Source organism: Mycolicibacterium rutilum, from assembly GCF_900108565.1.
In the GTDB taxonomy this organism is placed as follows: domain Bacteria; phylum Actinomycetota; class Actinomycetes; order Mycobacteriales; family Mycobacteriaceae; genus Mycobacterium; species Mycobacterium rutilum.
Genome location: NZ_LT629971.1, coordinates 5,230,156 through 5,247,888, shown reverse-complemented (window position 1 = coordinate 5,247,888; position 17,733 = coordinate 5,230,156). Strand labels below are relative to the sequence as shown.

Here is a 17,733-nt window from a genome sequence, read left to right as displayed (position 1 = left end):
AATCTCCATCGTGTGTAACCGATATAGCGCTAGTCAATGGTTACCCGAATCTGGTGTGGATATGGGTGTGGTCGGGCCATGGCATAGCAAACGCTTGCTCTTTGCCCCGCTGTGCACTGTCTGTGAAACGTTTCAATTTCGCGTTGTTTTCGCTATCGTCCTGCGGGGTACGCGCCGTGACGTCCACCACACCGCGCGCGGCGTCTGATGAAAGGCGAGGAATGACTGCAGGCACCAATACGCGGCCCGCGCCGTTTTTCAGCAGGGACCGCATCGTCGCCTCGCCCGGGTGGAGCCGTTGGCTGGTGCCACCCGCAGCGCTGTCGATCCACTTGTCGATCGGCGCGGCCTACTCCTGGAGCGTCTTCAAGAACCCGCTGGAAGGTGCGCTCGGCATCTCCGGCACCCTGAGCGCGTTGCCGTTCACCGTCGGCATCGTCGTCCTCGGGGTGTCCGCGGCGATCTTCGGCACCTGGGTCGACCGCAACGGCCCGCGCGCGGCCATGTTCGCCGCGATGTGCTGCTTCTGCGGAGGCTGGCTGATCGGCTCGGCCGGGCTCGCACTGGGGCAGTACTGGCTGGTGCTGCTCGGCTACGGGTTCATCGGCGGCATCGGCTGGGGCATCGGCTACATCTCGCCGGTGTCGACCCTGATCAAGTGGTTCCCCGACAAACCCGGCATGGCAACGGGGCTGGCGATCATGGGTTTCGGCGGCGGTGCACTGATCGCGTCACCCTGGTCGACGGCGATGCTCGACATGTTCGGCACGGACTCTTCGGGCATCGCGAAAACCTTCCTCGTGCACGGCGTCGCGTATGCGGTGTTCATGTCGCTGGGCTGGCTTCTCGTTCGCGTGCCGAGGCCGGACTGGAAACCGCACGGTTGGACACCGTCGGCGCCCGTTGCGGACTCGATCGTCACCGGCGGTCAGGTCTCGGCCAACAATGCGCTCAAGACGCCACAGTTCTGGCTGCTCTGGATTGTGTTGTGTTTCAACGTGACCGCTGGGATCGGCATCCTGGAGAAGGCGTCGCCGATCTACCAGGACTTCTTCCCGGCGGCCGGGGTCGCCGCCGCCGCACTCGCCGCGGCCGCAGCCGGCTACGTTGCGCTGCTGTCGCTGTCGAACATGTTGGGCCGCATCGGCTGGTCGAGCCTGTCGGACAAGATCGGGCGCAAGAACGCCTACCGCATGTACCTGGGCGTGGGTGCGTTGCTCTATCTGACCATCACGCTGATGGAGAACTCCAACAAGGTCGTCTTCCTCGTCGCGACCATGCTGATCCTGTCCTTCTACGGCGCCGGTTTCGCGACCGTCCCCGCATACCTCCGCGACCTGTTCGGGACGTACCAGGTCGGCGCGATCCACGGGCGGCTGCTCACCGCGTGGTCCGCGGCGGGCATCCTCGGGCCGATTCTGGTCAATGCGGTCGCCGACAGCCAGGAGGCGGCGGGCAAGTCCGGACCCGACCTGTACACGATGTCGTTCTCGATCATGATCGGGCTGCTCGTCGTCGGCTTCGTGTGCAACGAGTTGATCCGACCCGTCAACGACAAATGGCACGAGCCGGCCCAGGCCGACGGCACCCTGCAGGAGGCGAAGCAGTGACCGATCACAGCGCCGAATTGCACGAATATCAAGAAACCATCCCGAAGGTCTACATCGTGTTGGCCTGGGTCTGGGTGGCCGTCCCGTTCGCCTACGGCGTCTACGAGCTGCTGCTCAAGGTCAAGCAGCTCTTCGAGACCTGACCTTCTCGCCGGGGCCGAGCCGTGCGCTCGGCAAACGCAACGGTTGTCCGGACACCGGGTCGGAACTTGTGATAAGCACCGTGCAACGACTCCTGGACAGGACACGACATGGTGCTCGCCCGACTGGCTACTGCCGCCGCTCTCATCGGTGCTGCGCCCCTACTTACCCCACTGCCCGCCGCGCACGCCGACATCAGCGGATTCACCTCGCCCTCAGGCAACATCGGCTGCATCATCGACGTCGACCACGTCCGCTGCGATATCGCCGAGCGTGACTGGGCGCCTCCGCCACCACCGACGGAATGCCGGTTCGACTACGGCCAGGGCATCGTTCTACAACCCGGCCGCGGCGCATGGTTCGTCTGCGCCGGCGACACCGCGCTCGGCGGCGGCGCTCCGCTGGCCTACGGCGACGACTTCTCGGCTGGGGTGCTCCGCTGCGAGAGTGAACCGTCGGGCGTCACCTGCCGTGACGTCGAAGACGGTCACGGCTTCACGATCTCGCGCCAGGCGTACCGGCTTTTCTGAGTCGTTGCGCGCCGGTTGCTCGCCTACCCAAAGCCGACGCAAGCCAGCACAAGATCACCTACCCTGACTGCATTGTCAATTTGCTCGATCAGAACCGTCGCGCGAATTGAGTAGCTGATCCGGGTTGGGGTGGAAGCTTGTCGCGCATCTTCATGAGTCACTCGAGCCGGGACATGCGCGACGCGGTGGCGCTCAAGCAATGGCTGGTCGGTCAGGACCCGCCTCTGGCCAACGAGATCTTCCTCGACGTCGACCCCGAGAGCGGGTTGCGCACCGGAACGCGCTGGAAGGACGCGCTGCGGCGCGCCAACGCCCGCTGCGAGGCGGTCATCTGCCTGCTGTCAACCAACTGGGAGTCCTCTCACGAGTGCAAGGTCGAGTACCGCACGGCCGAGAACCTGAACAAGCAGATCTTCGTGGCGCGTCTGGAACCGTCGGCCGGTGACGAACTCACCTCGGAATGGCAGCGGTGCGACCTGTTCGGCGACGGTCCGAAAACCGGGATCGACATCGGCGACGGCGAACCGGTCGAACTGCTCACGGCCGGGCTCTACCTTCTGCGCGACGGGATCCGCGGCGCGGGGATCGGCGCCGAATCTTTCGCCTGGCCGCCGCCGAACGATCCGCAGCGCTCGCCCTATCGCGGGTGGGAACCCCTCGACGAAGCCGACGCCGCAGTCTTCTTCGGCCGTGACGCGCAGATCGTGCGGGCGATGGACGCCGTGCGCGGTATGCGACTGTCGGGGGTCGACTCGCTGTTCGTGGTGCTGGGCCCGTCCGGTACCGGTAAGTCGTCCTTTCTACGGGCCGGCCTGCTGCCGCGGCTACGGCGCGAGGACCGCCGGTTCGCACTCCTCGACATCGTCCGGCCCGAACGCGATGTCATAACCGGTGAATCCGGTTTCGCTCAGGCGATGTGCCGAACCCGCGCACGGTACGGGCTGCCCCAACCCTCCCTCGGGGAGGTGAAGGCGGCATGCGCGGCCGGTGAGGTCGGGACAGTTATTCGGTTACTCGGTGAGCTGCGCGCCGCCGCGGCGGCACGGGTGCCTGACGACGACGAGGGAAGCGAATCAGCGGCCGCGCCAACCCTTGTCGTGCCCGTCGACCAAGCCGAGGAGCTGTTCACCGCGGACGGCGGCGAAAGCTCCGAGCAGTTCCTGCGGCTGCTCAGTGGCGTGATCGAGGAGATGAACGGCGCGGAGGCGGGAATCGTGGTGGCGGCGACCATCCGCACCGATCGCTACGAGGCGATGCAGACCCACCCCCTGCTGTCGGGCCTGGGCACCGTGCTCTTCGACGAACTCAAACCGATGCCTCCCACCCAGTTCCAGGAGGTGATCGTCGGCCCCGCTCGGCGGTCGACGGACGGCGGCCGCCCCCTGAGAGTGGCACCGGAACTCGTCGAACGCCTCCTCGTCGACGCCGGCGAAGGCGCCGACACGCTGCCGATGCTGGCGCTGACCCTGTGGCGGCTCTTCACCGACTACGGCATTACCGGCGAGCTCACGCCCGCGCACTACGAATCGCTGGGCGGAATGCGGCGGGTCGTGCAGACGGAGATCGATGACGTGCTGGCCGCGGATCCAGCCACGCGCGCTTCGCAACTGGCGAGTCTGCGCGCGGCGTTCATACCGTGGTTGGCCACGATCAACCCTGACAACGATCAGCCGCTGCGTCGAGTAGCCCGGTACACCGATCTGCCCGGGCCCGGTCGGCCGTTGATCGATGCGCTGGTCGCGAAGCGGTTGATGGTCAAAGACACGCGGGGCGGCGAGCCGGTCGTCGAGGTCGCACTGGAAAGCCTGCTGCGACAGTGGGATGAGCTGGCCGGCTGGCTCCGGGAGGAGCGCAAATCCCTCAAGGATGCCGACGACCTGGAACGGGCCGCCCACGCGTGGGCGACCAACGGGCACGACCCGGCGTGGCTGCTGGCCGGGTCCCGCCTCTCGGACGCCGAGAACCTCGCGGTGGCAGACGGATTCCAGCAACGCCTCACCGGTACCTCCGACTTTCTCGCCGCCTCACGCGCCGCGGAGAACGAGCGACTGGCCGCGGAGGAGGAACAACGACAGGCCGAACTTCGGACGGCGCAGGAACGGCAGGCCACCGCTGAAGCACACGCGGCGACACTGCGCAAACGTTCGCGCATCCTGCGGTCGGTGTTGGCGGTCACGGCGGTGGTGGCGGTCGCGGCCGCCGTCGGCTTCGTCCGCGCGAACGCGGCCAGCAACGAGGCCACCCGACAGTTCAGGGAGGCAACGGGCCAGCGTCTCAACGCAGAAGCTCAAGCCATGCTCGCCGACACCCAGCCCGGCGGCGATATCCGTGCCCTTCAACAACTGTTGGCCGCGCACGCGCTGACCACGGCCCCCGACGAAGGCACGCTCTACGACGCCGTTGTGCAGAAGGCATGGACCCAACGGCTGATCCAGACGCCGGGCCTCGTGACCGGAACGGCCTTCAGCCCCGACGGGCGGCTGCTGGCCGCGAGCTGCTCGGACGATGTCGTGCGCATATGGGACAGCGACACCGGCCAACCCCACGGCGAACCGCTGCGCGGCCATGAAGAACCGGTGAATGACCTCAGTTTCAGCCCGGACGGCAAGCGATTGGCCGCCTCGAGCGTCGACGGTACGGTGCGGGTGTGGGATGTGGCCTCGGGCAGGCAGTCCGGTGACGCCTTCGTCGGCGACGCCGGTGCCAACGACGAACCCGCAGCGGTGCGGTCCGTGCATTTCGCCTCGGGCGGGCGGGAACTCATCGTCAACACCGATGACGGAAAGGTCCGGGTGTTCGACGCGGAGTCCCATCGGGTCAAGGGCGCGCCGATCGCCAACGGCGCCGACCTCGTGGCCGTCAGCAGCCGAGGCGTCATCGCGGCCAACGGAAGGGGGGCCGGGGACACGGCGATCCTCATGGGCAGTTTCGGCGCGCCTGGCGCGACATCCCGCCTGGATGGTCACACCAAGGATGTGATCGATCTGGCGTTCAGCCCGGACGGCGCCTGGCTGGCCTCCACGTCGGCCGACTTCACCGTGCGGCTGTGGGACGTGCAGGCCGGCCGGGCCGCCGGCGAGCCGCTCGAAGGCCACACCGGCGAGGCCACCGAAGTGGCGTTCAGCCCCGATAACCGGCTTCTTGCCAGTGGCGGAGCCGACCGCACCGTGCGGCTGTGGGACGTGGCCACCGGTGACCCCGTCGGCGTCCCGCTCACCGGCCCGTCAGGCACGGTGACGACGCTGGCGTTCGACCCGAGCGGCACGCGACTGGTCGCCGGAAGCAGCGACGGCTCGCTTCGCATCTGGAGTATGCCCGCTGTCATTCCCCTTGCCGGACATACGGTTGCGTTCAGCCCCGATGGAAAACTCGCGGTCGGTGGTATCGACGGGAGCCTGCGGCTGTGGGATCCGGCGACGCACGAGCCGGTAGGGGAGCCCTTCGTGGGTGCCGACGGTGAGATGGCGCGCCTGGCGTTCAGCGCAGACGGTGAACGTATGGTCTCGGTGAACGCCGAGGGCACACTACAGGTTTGGGAAGTCGCCTCCCGGCGGCCGCTCGGTGCTCCGGTCGATGTCGGCGCCGATGATACGATCATCGTGGCGCTGGGCATCGATCCCGAGGCGAGGTTCGCGGCAACCGGAGGGCAAGGCAGCACAGTTCGACTGTGGGACCTGCAGGACGGAAGCGCCGTGGGCGCCGCCATTGAGAAGCCAGGCTTGACCACTGCCCTCGCGGTCCGGGAAGGCGGCGGGGAAGTCCTCGGCACCACCCAGAGGTCCGACGGGTTCGGACGACTCTGGCGCTGGAACGCCGAATCCGGTGAGGAGATTTCTTCTGAGCCGCTCGGGCTGATGTCCACCGCGACAGTGAGCCGCTCGGGTGCCGTCGCCGTCGGAGGCGACGGCGACGTCGTATTTCACCAGCCTGACGAGATCGAAGACGATGCCGAGCCCGTCCGTGGTCACCCGGATCCGGTCTCAGCGATCGTCTTCGGACCGAGCGATCACCGAGCGGTGTCGGGAAGCCGCGACGGCACCGTCCGGCTCTGGGACGTCGCGACCGAAGAACCGATCGGGAAGAGTTACCGGGGAGCGACCGGGATGGTCGTCAGCCTCGCCATGAGCCCGGACGGCAGGCGGTTCGCCGCGGGAGGCGTCGACAGCACCAGCCGCGTCTGGCCCGCGACCGCGTCGCCGGCAGACCTGTGCGCCGTACTGACGGGGAATATGAGTCAAAAGCAGTGGGACGACTGGGTTTCCCCGGATATCGACTACATCAAGACGTGCCCCGAGCTACCGATCGCGCCGGACTGACTCAGTCCGCGATCGGGCCTTGGTAGCGGCGCCCGAACTGGTCGCCCGGCACCGGCCACTGCTCGTCGCGGTCGCCGCGGACCACCCAGTCACCGGCCGACGCGGTGACAGGCCCCTCGAGCGTCTCGACGACCTCGCCGTCCCGGGCGGGGCGTGCCATCGCGAAACCGGCTCTGCGCCAACGGTCGCCGTCGACGTGTTCGTAGCCCGCGGTGAAAATGTCGTCGCGCACCGACCACCAGTCCCCGCCGTCGGGATCGCGCACGGCCCAGTCACCCGCACTGGCCTGCATCGAATCACCGGAGCCGGCGGTCCACGTCCACGGTTGGGTGCGCTTCTCCGCGATGACCGTGCCGGCGCGGCGGAACCGCAGCCACCGGGCGCCCTCGCCCGCTGCGACAGGGCGCGAACGATAACCGAGTTCGCGCATCGCGGTCAGCGATACGGCGAGACTGCTCAGCGATTGCGCCAGCAGTTCGGGGTCGGAGGCCATCACGGCCCAGTCGACCAGTTTGTCGTGCACCTTGCGGCCGTCGTCGCGGGCCGGGCCGTGCCGCCAGCCGTGTTTGCGGTAGTAGCGGCACCAGTCTTCGTGCTCCGCGCGTGCCATGGCCATAGCTCGCTTGCGGTCGAATCCCATGCGGCCGAGCTGTTCGAGCGGTTCGAGCCCGCGCAGGTCGGCGGTCGAGACCACCTCGGTCTCGGCGCCGAACGTGTTCCAGGTGTGCCCGCCGATCGCCTCGACGATCCAGAGGATGTTCTGGACCTGCCGCCGGTTCGACCCGCGATAGAACTCGTCGAGCTCGCGCCACGGGGCGGTCGCTGCCGTGCGGTGAGCGGTAGCGGCGGAATAGCGCTCGTGGATGAGTCTGGCGGCGCGTTCCCAGGCGTCATGAGCTTGGCCGTTCGGCATGTCCATGTTCAGCCGGAACGTGCGAAGTTCGCCGACCAGTGCGGCGCGGTCGTCCGATCCTTCGGCAGTCGGGTCCCAGGACCAGATGCTGGTGGCCGGTAGTCGTGCGGCCAACCGGGTCGCAGTCGTCGGGTCGAGCGTAGGGGCGTCGACGAGGATCAGCGCTGTCGCCGCCGGGTCGCCGCGCTCGACGAGCGCCAAAAGCATCGCGACAGAGGGTTTTTCGGTGACTACATCGACGGTGACACGGTCCGGCGACACACCCGATTGCCGGAGGTTGTGCTCGTGGTCGCGGCGATACTCGTCGGCGTTCTCGGCGACCAGGACGAGGCGGGGTAGCGGAGTGGTGCCCTCGGCGGCGTGATAGTCGCGTTCCAGGCGACGCTGCGCAAGGTCGGCGCACAACGCCAGTGTCAACGCCGAGGATCCGCACACCAGTAGTCGCTCGACCCGTTCGGCGGTGATGCTGTCCAACAAGCGGCGGGCGGTCACCTCGTACTTGCCCACGGCGTCGGCGGCCCATCGGGTGTCGGTGCCGCCGAAATGCTTTGCGCGCCACGCCGTCGCCTGCCAGGGATCGTCGATCCTGACGATGAGCGGAATGCGCTGCCGTTCGTGGTCCGGCAACGCGCTGTTGATCGCGGCGAGACGCCGCAGATTCGCCGATGGATCCGCCGACAGCAGATACAGCCTGTCGAGGCGGCGCCACAAGGACAGCGTCGCCAGTGCCTCGGGCCGGCTGAGATCGGTGGTGAGCACTCGGGCCCCACGACGCCGTGCGTCGTGCACGCAGTGGCGGTCCGGGATCGAGGTGAGCACCACGAGCGTGCTGCGCCGACTCAGGGTCTCAGAGACTGCCTCAACCATCGACTGGCTGTCGTCGTCGACGCCAACGACGACGGTCACCGATCGGGCGAACCGGACCCGCAGCCGGTCCATCCGGCTCCGGAAGAGCGCGGTCGCGACACCGATCACACCCAGGAAGATCGCGGCCAGCGCGGACAGACGGGCAATCTCCAGTGCGACCGGCACCGGTGTGGGGCACGAACCGGCCTCGGTTTCGAGCGCGCCGGTACCGCCCTTGACGACGCCGACCGCCCCGATCAGCGGCGCGAAGAAAAACGGGTGAGAGTCGTCGTGGCACCGCCAGAACGAGGCGAGGCTCAGGCCGAGGCTGATGATCGCCAGCCCGGCCACCACGGCCAGCGGTGCGCCGGTCTCCCGGACGCCGTGCGCGCGAAAGATCGTGGCGCCCACGACCAGAAGCAGCGTCACGACGACGATGATCGTCGGTACCGACACCGGTGTCGGCTCGCCGAACCACCGCAGACCGTTCGGAAGACGTTGACGCAGTTGAGGATAGAGCGCTATCGCAGCCAGGTAGCCGAGCAGGAGGACGGTGACAGCAGTGACCGCAGCGCGCGCGACCGCCGCACCGCTGGCCCCTCCACCCATACGCGGAGTCTAGTGAAGATCACCGAGCGCTCGCCCCGATTACTACTCGAACCGCGGCGAGCGGCCAATTATCCGACGTTTCGCTGCGAAACGCACGGGATAACTGGCCGTTCGGCCTCACTTGATGGTGTGCTGCGGGCCCTGGGCCTTCTTGTAGAGCGCCTTGAGCATCCGGTCGCGGAACGCGGCGTTGTCGATCAGCTTCACGCCCGCGTTGGCCAGCTTCGGCTGTCCGATGAGCTTGTGCATGTAGCGGCCGCGCCGGTACTCCCGGCCCCACGCCGCCTCCATGCGCTGCCCGTAATTGGTGAAGTCGTCGGGGCCGCCGTTCTGCAGCGCCGCGATCGCGCACTCGCCCGCGGCCAGACCAGATTCCAGCGCCTTGGAGATCCCCGCACCTGATGCCGGCTTGCCCGCGCCCAGCGAGTCGCCGGTGAACAGCACGCCGGGTCGCCACGGCGGCCACGCGGTGAAGCCCATCGGCAGCCGCCAGGCGCGAACGCTCTTGTTCTTCTTCAGCTCTTCGATCGGCGGGAGGTCCCACTCGCGCGGCAGCGTGCGCAGGAAGTCGCCGAGGAACTGGGTGGCGTTGATCGACTGCCAGTTCTTGTAACTGTTGACGTAGCCCAGCCCGATGTTGAAGATCCCGTTGCCCATCGGGAACACCCAGCCGTATCCGGGCAGCTGATCACCCTCGAAGACGAGTTTGAGGTAGATGTCGAGGCTGTCGGAGTCGGGCCGGTTGGCGTGCATCTCCGAACGGATGGCGATCGCCGAGTAGCCGTTGTACTCCGAGTCGATCTTCAACGCGCGCTTGATGGGGGAGTAGGCGCCGTCGGCGGCGATCACCGCGTCGCCGTACACCTTCTCGCCGCTCTTGAGCGTCACCCCGACGACCCGGCCGTTCTCCAGGATCGGCCCGCTCACCTCGGCGCCCTGGCGCACCTCGGCGCCCGCCGACTCGGCGTGCTTGAGCAGGGTGGTGTCGAGGCGCTCACGGCTGACCGTGTGGCCGTGGTCGGGCATGCCGGGCCGCTTGGGAAACGACAGCTCCCACTCGCTCGGGCTGAACACCGTCACGCGGTTCACCCGGTGGTAGGTGGCGACCTCCTCGGCCAGCCCCATCTTCTGCAGATAGCTCACGGCGCGGGCGGTGAGCCCGTCGCCGCAGGGCTTGGCCCGCGGGAATTCGGCCTTGTCCAGGACCACTACCTTCGCGCCGGTCTGCGCGGCCTGCCACGCGGCGGCCGAGCCGGAAGGCCCGCCACCCGCGATGACCAGGTCGTATCGCTGCGTCATGAAACTCGTCTCGTCGTTCGGCTGTCGCAGCGATATTACTTGGCTGCCCAGCGCCGCGCGAAACACGCACCAGCGCGGTCTGAGCAGGTCAGCAGTGCCCGAGCGGTACAGTGACCGGGTGCGACGAGGGTCCAAGCCACGCCCCAGCGGCGAACCGGGTGTCAAGGTCGACGCCCGCAGCGAACGCTGGCGTGAGCACCGCAAGAAGGTGCGGGCCGAGATCGTCGACGCCGCCTTCCGCGCCATCGACCGCCTGGGTCCCAACGTCAGCGTGCGCGAGATCGCCGAGGAGGCCGGCACCGCCAAGCCGAAGATCTACCGGCACTTCACCGACAAGTCGGACATGTTCACCGAGATCGGTCAGCGGATGCGCGACATGCTGTGGGCGGCGATCATCCCGTCGATCGATGTCGAGCACGACTCGGCGCGCCAGATCGTCGCGCGCGGTGTGGGGCACTACGTCGAGCTGGTCGAGCAGCACCCCAACGTGGTTCGGTTCCTGCTGCAGGGCCGGTTCGCCGACCAGTCCGCGGCCGCGATGACCGCCGTCAACAAGGGCAGCGAGATCACGCTGGCGGTCGCCGACATGATCAGCGCCGAACTCAAGGACCTGGCGCCGGATCCGGCGGCGTTCGAGCTCGCGGCGTACGCGATCTTCGGCACCGCCGCCTCCGCGACAGACTGGTGGCTCGGCGCCGACGACGACAACCCGCGCCGGATGCCTGCCGACCAGTTCGTCGCGCACATGACCACGATCATGGTGGGCGCCATCAACGGCACCGCCGAGCTGATCGGCATCAAGATCGACGCCGACCAGCCCATCCACACCGCGGTCGCCAAGCAGCAGCCTGTCGCCTGACGGCGCGTTGACACCGTCGGCCCCGAACCGGACACTGGCTTTCAAGTACCCGGTACCGGCGTTCCCAGGAAGTAGAGACGACGATGACCCTTGCCGAGCAGGCAGCCGAGCCGACCGCGACGAAACCGGTGCACACCCGAGCGCTGATCATCGGCGCGGGCTTCTCCGGGCTCGGCATGGCGATCGCGCTGCAGCGCCGCAACGTCGATTTCCTGATCCTGGAGAAGGCCGACGAGATCGGCGGCACCTGGCGCGACAACACCTATCCGGGTTGCGCCTGCGACATCCCGTCACACATGTACTCGTTCTCCTTCGAACCGAAGGCCGACTGGAGCCATATGTGGTCGTTTCAGCCGGAGATTTTCGACTACCTCAAGGGTGTCGCCGACAAGTACGGGCTGCGCCGCTACACCCGGTTCGGCTCGCACGTCGACCGCGCGCACTGGGATGACGACGAGAACCGCTGGCACGTGTTCACCAAGGACGGCCGCGAGTTCGTCGCGCAGTTCGTCATCTCGGGCGCGGGCGGCCTGCACATCCCGATGGTTCCGGACTTTCCCGGCCTCGACGAATTCGGCGGTGCCGCTTTCCATTCCGCGGAGTGGGAGCACAGCGTCGAGCTGACGGGCAAGCGAGTCGCGGTGATCGGCACCGGCGCCAGCGCCATCCAGATCGTGCCGGAGATCGTCAAGGACGTGGCCGAACTGCAGCTCTACCAGCGCACCCCGGCGTGGGTGATGCCGCGGCCCAACAACCCGATCCCGCAGTGGATGCGCAACATGTTCGCGACCGTGCCGGGCACCCGCCGGTTGATGCGCGCGGGCATCTACTGGATCCACGAAGGGGTCGGCTTCGCGATGACCCAGCAGCCGAGGCTGCTGAAAATCGGTGAGCTGCTGGGCAAGTGGAACATCCGCAAGTCGATCAAGGATCCGGAGCTGCGCCGCAAGCTCACCCCCGATTACCGGGCGGGTTGCAAGCGAATCCTCAACTCCGACACCTACTACCGCGGTATCGCCAACCCGAAGACCCAGGTGATCACCGAAGCGATCCAGCGGTTCACCCCGACCGGCATCGTCACCGCCGACGGCGCCGCCCACGACGTCGATGTCGTGGTGTTCGCCACCGGTTTTCACGTCACCGACTCCTACACCTACGTCCAGATCAAGGGGCCGCGCGGTGAAGACCTGGTCGACCGGTGGAACCGCGAAGGCATCGCGGCGCTGCGCGGTATCACGGTCGCCGACATGCCGAACCTGTTCTTCCTGCTCGGACCCAACACCGCGCTGGGGCACAACTCGGTGGTGTTCATGATCGAGTCGCAGATCCGCTACGCGGCCCAGGCCATCGCCGCGGTGGACAAGGCGGGCGCCCAGGCGCTGGCGCCGACCCGCGAGGCGCAGGACCGCTACAACGAGGAACTGCAGGACGAGCTGGCCGGCACGGTGTGGAGCACCGGAGGATGCCGCAGCTGGTATCTCGACGAGCACGGCGTCAACCGCACGCTGTGGAGCGGGATGACCTGGCAGTACTGGCTGGCGACCCGCAAGTTCGACGCGTCGGAGTACAGCTTCAGTAGCTAGCCGGGTGCGGTGATCCTGGGAGAGCCGCAACCTCCCAGGCTCGCGCCGGCGCTCCTAGCGTCGGTTCCATGAATCCTCACCTGTTGCGCGCGACGACGTTGATCCTCTGACGCGCTGTTCGCTGCCGTGACGACGGGCTGCGCGACCGGCAACGCCGAGGGCCCGGTTCGCAGCGCGCAGGAACAGCGCAATGCCGACGTGGTGCATGACGCATTCGCACGTGGCGTCGGCGACGAACACGGCTTCTACGCGATCCTCGCCGACGACGTCCAGTGGACCGTGGCGCGGGCCGCCGATCCGACGACCTACACCAGCCGATCTCAATTCCTGCGAGAAGCGGTCGCGCCCATCGTGTCTCGCCTCGAGGGCCAGATCCGGGCCGAGGTCCGAGAGCTGATCACCGAGGGCGATGTCGTGGTGGCACGGTGGCGCGGAACCGCGACCGCGCGTGACGGTGTGCCGTACGTCAACGACTACGCCTGGGTGATGACCATGCGCGACGAACAGGTGGCCCGCGTGACGGCCTACCTCGACCTGGTGGCGCTCGACGAGCTGATGACCAGGGTCAGCGTCGCGGCGCCGGCGGCCCACGCCTAGGTCGGGATGTGGGTGACCGCCGACGAGTTACACCACCGGGGCATGGGCTTCTACCGGCGGTGATTTGCGACATCGACGCGACACGCCAGACACAACATCTCGTATAGCGCTGGGATGTCCGACACCAGTTGTAGTGTTGGAGGCGTCGCGCAGAGATGCCGCGGCGCCAGACAAAAAGCCAGGTGAAATGGGGTTCTCGTGAGTGATGGCATGAAGCTGATCGACCGCGTCTCGGCGATCAACTGGAACCGTCTCCAAGACGAGAAGGACGCCGAGGTCTGGGACCGGCTGACGGGCAACTTCTGGTTGCCGGAGAAGGTGCCGGTGTCCAACGACATCCCGTCGTGGAACACGCTCAACGACAGCGAGAAGCAGCTGACGATGCGGGTGTTCACCGGTCTGACGCTGCTCGACACGATCCAGGGCACCGTCGGCGCGGTCAGCCTGATCCCCGACGCGCTGACCCCGCATGAGGAAGCCGTCTACACCAACATCGCGTTCATGGAGTCGGTGCACGCGCGCAGCTACAGCAACATCTTCTCCACGCTGTGCTCGACGGCCGAGATCGACGACGCGTTCCGGTGGTCGGAGGAGAACCCCAACCTGCAGCGCAAGGCCGAGATCGTCATGCAGTACTACAAGGGTGACGAGCCGCTCAAGCGCAAAGTGGCCTCCACGCTGCTCGAGAGCTTCCTGTTCTACTCCGGCTTCTACCTGCCGATGTACTGGTCCAGCCGGGCCAAGCTGACCAACACCGCTGACATGATCCGGTTGATCATCCGCGACGAGGCCGTGCACGGCTACTACATCGGCTATAAGTTCCAGCGCGGGCTGGCCATGGAGGGCGCCGCCACCCAGCAGGAGCTCAAGGACTACACCTACGAGCTGCTCTTCGAGCTCTACGACAACGAGGTCGAATACACCCAGGACCTCTACGACGCCGTCGGGTTGACCGAGGACGTCAAGAAGTTCTTGCGCTACAACGCCAACAAGGCCCTGATGAACCTGGGCTACGAGGCGCTGTTCCCGCGCGACGAGACCGACGTCAACCCGGCGATCCTGTCGGCGCTGGCGCCCAACGCCGACGAGAACCACGACTTCTTCTCCGGGTCGGGCAGCAGCTATGTGATCGGCAAGGCCGTCAACACCGAAGACGAGGACTGGGACTTCTGACCCGGTGACCCGCGCGACAGTTCGCGGGAAACCGGCCGGCCGCGATCGCCGGCGTGAGAGCATTCTCCGCTGACAGCTCAATCGCGGAGGACGTGGAGACAACCATGCGGCGGATAGCGGTGGCCTTCGGCGTGATGCTCGGACTCGTTGCGCTGGCACCACCGGCCGGCGCTGCCGACACGGGCCAGATGGTGCTCCTGCAGTCGGGGTCGGTGCGCTGCCTGGTCAGCACCGACGACCCGGCCTTCGGCGGTGGGCCGATGACCGTCTGCGCGCTGACCAACGGCCAGCCGTGGGGGATGGCGCCGTGGGAGTCGTCCAAGTGGCATCAGCGGTTGAACCTCGCGGTGGTGCGTGGCACCGGTGAGTTCTTCTGGGACCGGGGTTTGCTGCCCGATCCCGCGCAGCTGCCGACCGCCCCGGTGTCCGTCGACGGCGGCGCCTACAAGATCAACGGCTGGACGATCGAGCCCGAGGGGCTGCGCACCCGCGTCACCTACGACGCCACCGGTCACGGCATGTTCGTCAACGCCGTCGAGATCCGCGGTTACTGAGTTCAGGCCGGCACGGGAATCCGCGCCGACACCGTGGTCCCGTCGCCGGGATGGCTGACGACCGCGAGCTCACCCGAGAGCGCCTCCACGCGGTCGCGCAGGCCGACCAGCCCCGACCCACCGCCCGGCGCGGCGCCACCATCGCCGTCGTCGCGCACCGTCAGCCGCACCGCGTCCTCGCCGCGGGTCACGGCCACCGTCACCACCTCCGCGTTGGCGTGTTTGGCCGCGTTGGTAAGGCATTCGGCCACAACGTAATACGCGGCCACCTCGACCGACTCCGGTAACCGGCCGTCGACGTCGAGGTCGAGTTCGACCGGAACGGGGGAGCGCCGCGCCAATGTCTTGATCGCCGGGCCGAGGCCGCCCTTCGACAGGATTGCCGGATGCAGCCCCCGCGAGAGCTCCTGCAGATCGGTGTAGAGCTCGCCGAGCCCACCGACCACCTTGCCCAGCTGCTCCTGCAGTTCGGGTTCGGCGGCCGCCGCTTCGATCGCGCGCAACTCCAGACTCAGCGAAACGATGCGCTGCTGGGCGCCGTCGTGCAGGTCCCGCTCGAACCCGCGCCGCGCCTGGTCGGCGGCGGCCACGATGCGCGCCCGCGACGCGGTCAACTCGGCGCGGGTCTCGGCGTTGGCGATCGCCGTCGCCACCAGGTCGGCGAAATCGCAGATGTGCGCCTCGGTTCCGTCAGGTATCGCGTTGGCCTCCTGCGCCGCCACGATCAACGAGCCGCGCACCGCACCGTCGACGATGAGCGGCGCCCCGACCCCGGAGCGGGTGCCCAGGCCCTGCAGACGCTCGGCGAGTTCACCGGCGGTCACCGAGTAGTCGTCGATGCGCGCGGGTTCGGCGGTGCGCAGGATCCGCGAGCTGATGCTGTCCCCGCCGAGCGAAAACTTCTCTCCGACAGACAATTCCACGCCCGCCCGGTCGCAGGTGGCCAATACCTCGCACACCTCACCCGGTTCGAACAGCAGCAGCGTCACGTGTTGGGCGTCCAGGCTCTGGGCGAGCTCGTCGACCGCTGTCCGGTAGACGTCCTCCGGCGGGGCTCCGCGCGCCACCAGCGTGGCGACCCGGCGCAGCGCCGCCTGCTGACCGGCCAGCCCGGCGGCTTCGCGCCTGCGCTCCTCGGCTTCGGCGGTGCGCAACCGGGCCTGGTTGGCCAGCACGTTGGCCAGCAGCGCCAAGGTCAGGAAGATGATGATCGACGGCGCGAGCGTGTCGTGGCCTTCGAGGTGGAAGTAGACGTAGACCAGCGTGCTGGCCAGCGAGGTCGCGATCGCCAGGCCGAGGTTCCAGCCCGCCGAAACGATCAGCACGCCGAGCAGGAAGATCGCCCCGAACGCGTTGTCGGGCGCGAGGCGTTTCAACCCGAGGACCACCAGGATCTCGCCGATGAGCAGGCATACCGCGACGACGATGCCGGCGCCCAGCGGGCGCGCCGTCGGGCGCACGAACGCCGCGAGCAGGCGGTTCGGCAGCGATTGGCTGGTCACCGGCCGAATGGTAATGCGCGACCCTGCGTGATTCTTTCCGGTTAGCGGGAATGTAACGGTGCACGGGTCCTGCCACCCTGAAGGTATGAACCGCCGAGGAGGCCCACGATGCGTTGTCTGATCGTCGACGACAGTGCCGGCTTTCGCGACGCCGCCCGCGCGATGCTCGAGCGTGGCGGGATCTCGGTGGTGGGCACCGCGTCCGACGGCGCCGAGGCGGTGACCCAGGGCAAGACCCTGCGCCCCGACGTTGCGCTCGTCGACGTCGACCTGGGCGCCGAGAGCGGCTTCGACATCGCGGCCGATCTGGCCGAGCAGCTCGCCGACACTGCGGTCATCCTGATCTCCACGCACGACGAGCAGGACTTCGCCGATCTGATCGCCGCGAGTCCCGCGCGCGGTTTCCTGCCCAAGTTGGCGTTGTCGCCGAGCGCGATTCGCGACCTGCTCGCCTCAGCGTGACTCGAGGTACATGATCACCGCCCGCACGCGGCGGTGATCGTCGCCGGCCTCCGGCAGGTTCAGCTTGGTCAGGATGCTGCGGACATGCTTTTCGACGGTGCCCTCGGTGACCCACAATCGGCGCCCGATGCCCGCATTCGACAGCCCCTCGGCCATCAGCGTGAGCACCTCGCGCTCACGGGTGCTCAACGCCGCCAACGGGTCGTCGCGGCGTCGCGCGTCGACCAGTTCGGCGACCAGCGCCGGATCAACCACCGACGCGCCGTTGGCGATTCGCTGCAGGGTGTCGACGAAATCGGCGACATCGGTCACCCGCGATTTGAGCAGATATCCGATCGCGCGGCCGCCGGCGAGCAGTTCGGTCGCGTGGTCGACGTCGATGTGCGCCGACAGCACCACGATCCCGGTGTCCGGCGACTCCTGGCGGATGATCTTCGCGGCGTCGAGGCCCTCGGTGGTGTGCGACGGCGGCATCCGGATGTCGGTCAGCACCAGCTGCGGCTTCTGCTCCCGCACGAGCGCCAGTAGCTGGGTCGCGTCACCCGCCTGCCCGGCGACCTCGAAATCGGACCGCTGCAGCAGGCTGGCCAGGCCTTCGCGTAGCAGCACGTCGTCGTCGGCGATGACCACCCGCAGGGCACACATTTGCAGGATTCTCGCATCTCGCGGCGCCGGGCGCTGGCGCTGCCGCGGAATTGGCGGCTAGCCGGTAGCGCAACGTCCGGGGATTCGGCGGCAC

The 17,733-nt window shown here is 67.7% G+C and carries 14 protein-coding genes; 10 read left to right on the top strand and 4 right to left on the bottom strand.

Annotated features, from left to right (window positions below; all coding sequences use genetic code 11):
* The first annotated feature begins 221 nt into the window (after positions 1-221).
* From BLW81_RS25555 to BLW81_RS25545, 4 genes are all read left to right on the top strand, one after another.
* Entirely contained in the window at positions 222-1,610 is a 1,389-nt protein-coding gene (locus BLW81_RS25555; protein ID WP_083409617.1) for an L-lactate MFS transporter, read from the top strand.
* Positions 1,607-1,753: an MFS transporter small subunit gene (locus tag BLW81_RS29670; protein ID WP_157897835.1), complete on the top strand. Its 147-nt coding sequence runs from the start codon at positions 1,607-1,609 to the stop codon at positions 1,751-1,753. Before BLW81_RS25555 ends, BLW81_RS29670 begins: the two co-directional genes overlap by 4 nt.
* A gap of 108 nt (positions 1,754-1,861) precedes the next feature.
* Complete coding sequence (locus BLW81_RS25550; protein WP_083409616.1) at positions 1,862-2,281, top strand: DUF6636 domain-containing protein; 420 nt, start codon at positions 1,862-1,864, stop codon at positions 2,279-2,281.
* Positions 2,282-2,433: 152 nt separating this feature from the next.
* A complete protein-coding gene (locus tag BLW81_RS25545; protein ID WP_235632093.1) occupies positions 2,434-6,597 on the top strand; it encodes an nSTAND1 domain-containing NTPase in 4,164 nt (1,387 codons plus the stop codon).
* 1 nt (position 6,598) lies between these two features.
* Here BLW81_RS25545 and BLW81_RS25540 read toward each other — a convergent pair whose 3' ends face one another.
* On the bottom strand, positions 6,599-8,965 hold the full coding sequence (locus BLW81_RS25540) for a hypothetical protein (RefSeq protein ID WP_083409614.1): 2,367 nt from the start codon (positions 8,963-8,965) through the stop codon (positions 6,599-6,601).
* A gap of 117 nt (positions 8,966-9,082) precedes the next feature.
* Entirely contained in the window at positions 9,083-10,264 is a 1,182-nt protein-coding gene (locus BLW81_RS25535) for an NAD(P)/FAD-dependent oxidoreductase (protein ID WP_083409613.1), read from the bottom strand.
* A 118-nt stretch (positions 10,265-10,382) separates the two neighbouring features.
* Between BLW81_RS25535 and BLW81_RS25530 the strand changes: the two genes are divergently transcribed.
* The 5 genes from BLW81_RS25530 (at position 10,383) to BLW81_RS25510 (ending at position 15,030) form a co-directional block, all read left to right on the top strand.
* A complete protein-coding gene (locus tag BLW81_RS25530; protein WP_197680344.1) occupies positions 10,383-11,123 on the top strand; it encodes a TetR/AcrR family transcriptional regulator in 741 nt (246 codons plus the stop codon).
* Between the two features lie 83 nt (positions 11,124-11,206).
* Positions 11,207-12,706: a flavin-containing monooxygenase gene (locus BLW81_RS25525; protein ID WP_083409611.1), complete on the top strand. Its 1,500-nt coding sequence runs from the start codon at positions 11,207-11,209 to the stop codon at positions 12,704-12,706.
* A gap of 126 nt (positions 12,707-12,832) precedes the next feature.
* Positions 12,833-13,303, top strand: a complete 471-nt coding sequence (locus BLW81_RS25520) for a nuclear transport factor 2 family protein (protein ID WP_235632092.1) — start codon at positions 12,833-12,835, stop codon at positions 13,301-13,303.
* Positions 13,304-13,513: 210 nt separating this feature from the next.
* Entirely contained in the window at positions 13,514-14,476 is a 963-nt protein-coding gene (gene nrdF, locus BLW81_RS25515) for a class 1b ribonucleoside-diphosphate reductase subunit beta (protein WP_083409609.1), read from the top strand.
* Between the two features lie 104 nt (positions 14,477-14,580).
* Complete coding sequence (locus BLW81_RS25510) at positions 14,581-15,030, top strand: hypothetical protein (protein ID WP_083409608.1); 450 nt, start codon at positions 14,581-14,583, stop codon at positions 15,028-15,030.
* 2 nt (positions 15,031-15,032) lie between these two features.
* Here BLW81_RS25510 and BLW81_RS25505 read toward each other — a convergent pair whose 3' ends face one another.
* A complete protein-coding gene (locus tag BLW81_RS25505) occupies positions 15,033-16,532 on the bottom strand; it encodes a GAF domain-containing sensor histidine kinase (protein WP_083409607.1) in 1,500 nt (499 codons plus the stop codon).
* A gap of 108 nt (positions 16,533-16,640) precedes the next feature.
* Between BLW81_RS25505 and BLW81_RS25500 the strand changes: the two genes are divergently transcribed.
* Positions 16,641-16,994, top strand: coding sequence for a LytR/AlgR family response regulator transcription factor (locus BLW81_RS25500; RefSeq protein ID WP_083409606.1), 354 nt, complete (start codon positions 16,641-16,643; stop codon positions 16,992-16,994).
* On the opposite strand, the gene BLW81_RS25495 is transcribed toward BLW81_RS25500, so the two are convergent.
* Positions 16,986-17,639 carry a response regulator gene (locus BLW81_RS25495; protein WP_083409605.1) on the bottom strand — a complete coding sequence of 218 codons (654 nt, stop codon included), beginning with the start codon at positions 17,637-17,639 and terminating at the stop codon, positions 16,986-16,988. The genes BLW81_RS25500 and BLW81_RS25495 overlap by 9 nt on opposite strands.
* Positions 17,640-17,733: the final 94 nt, after the last annotated feature.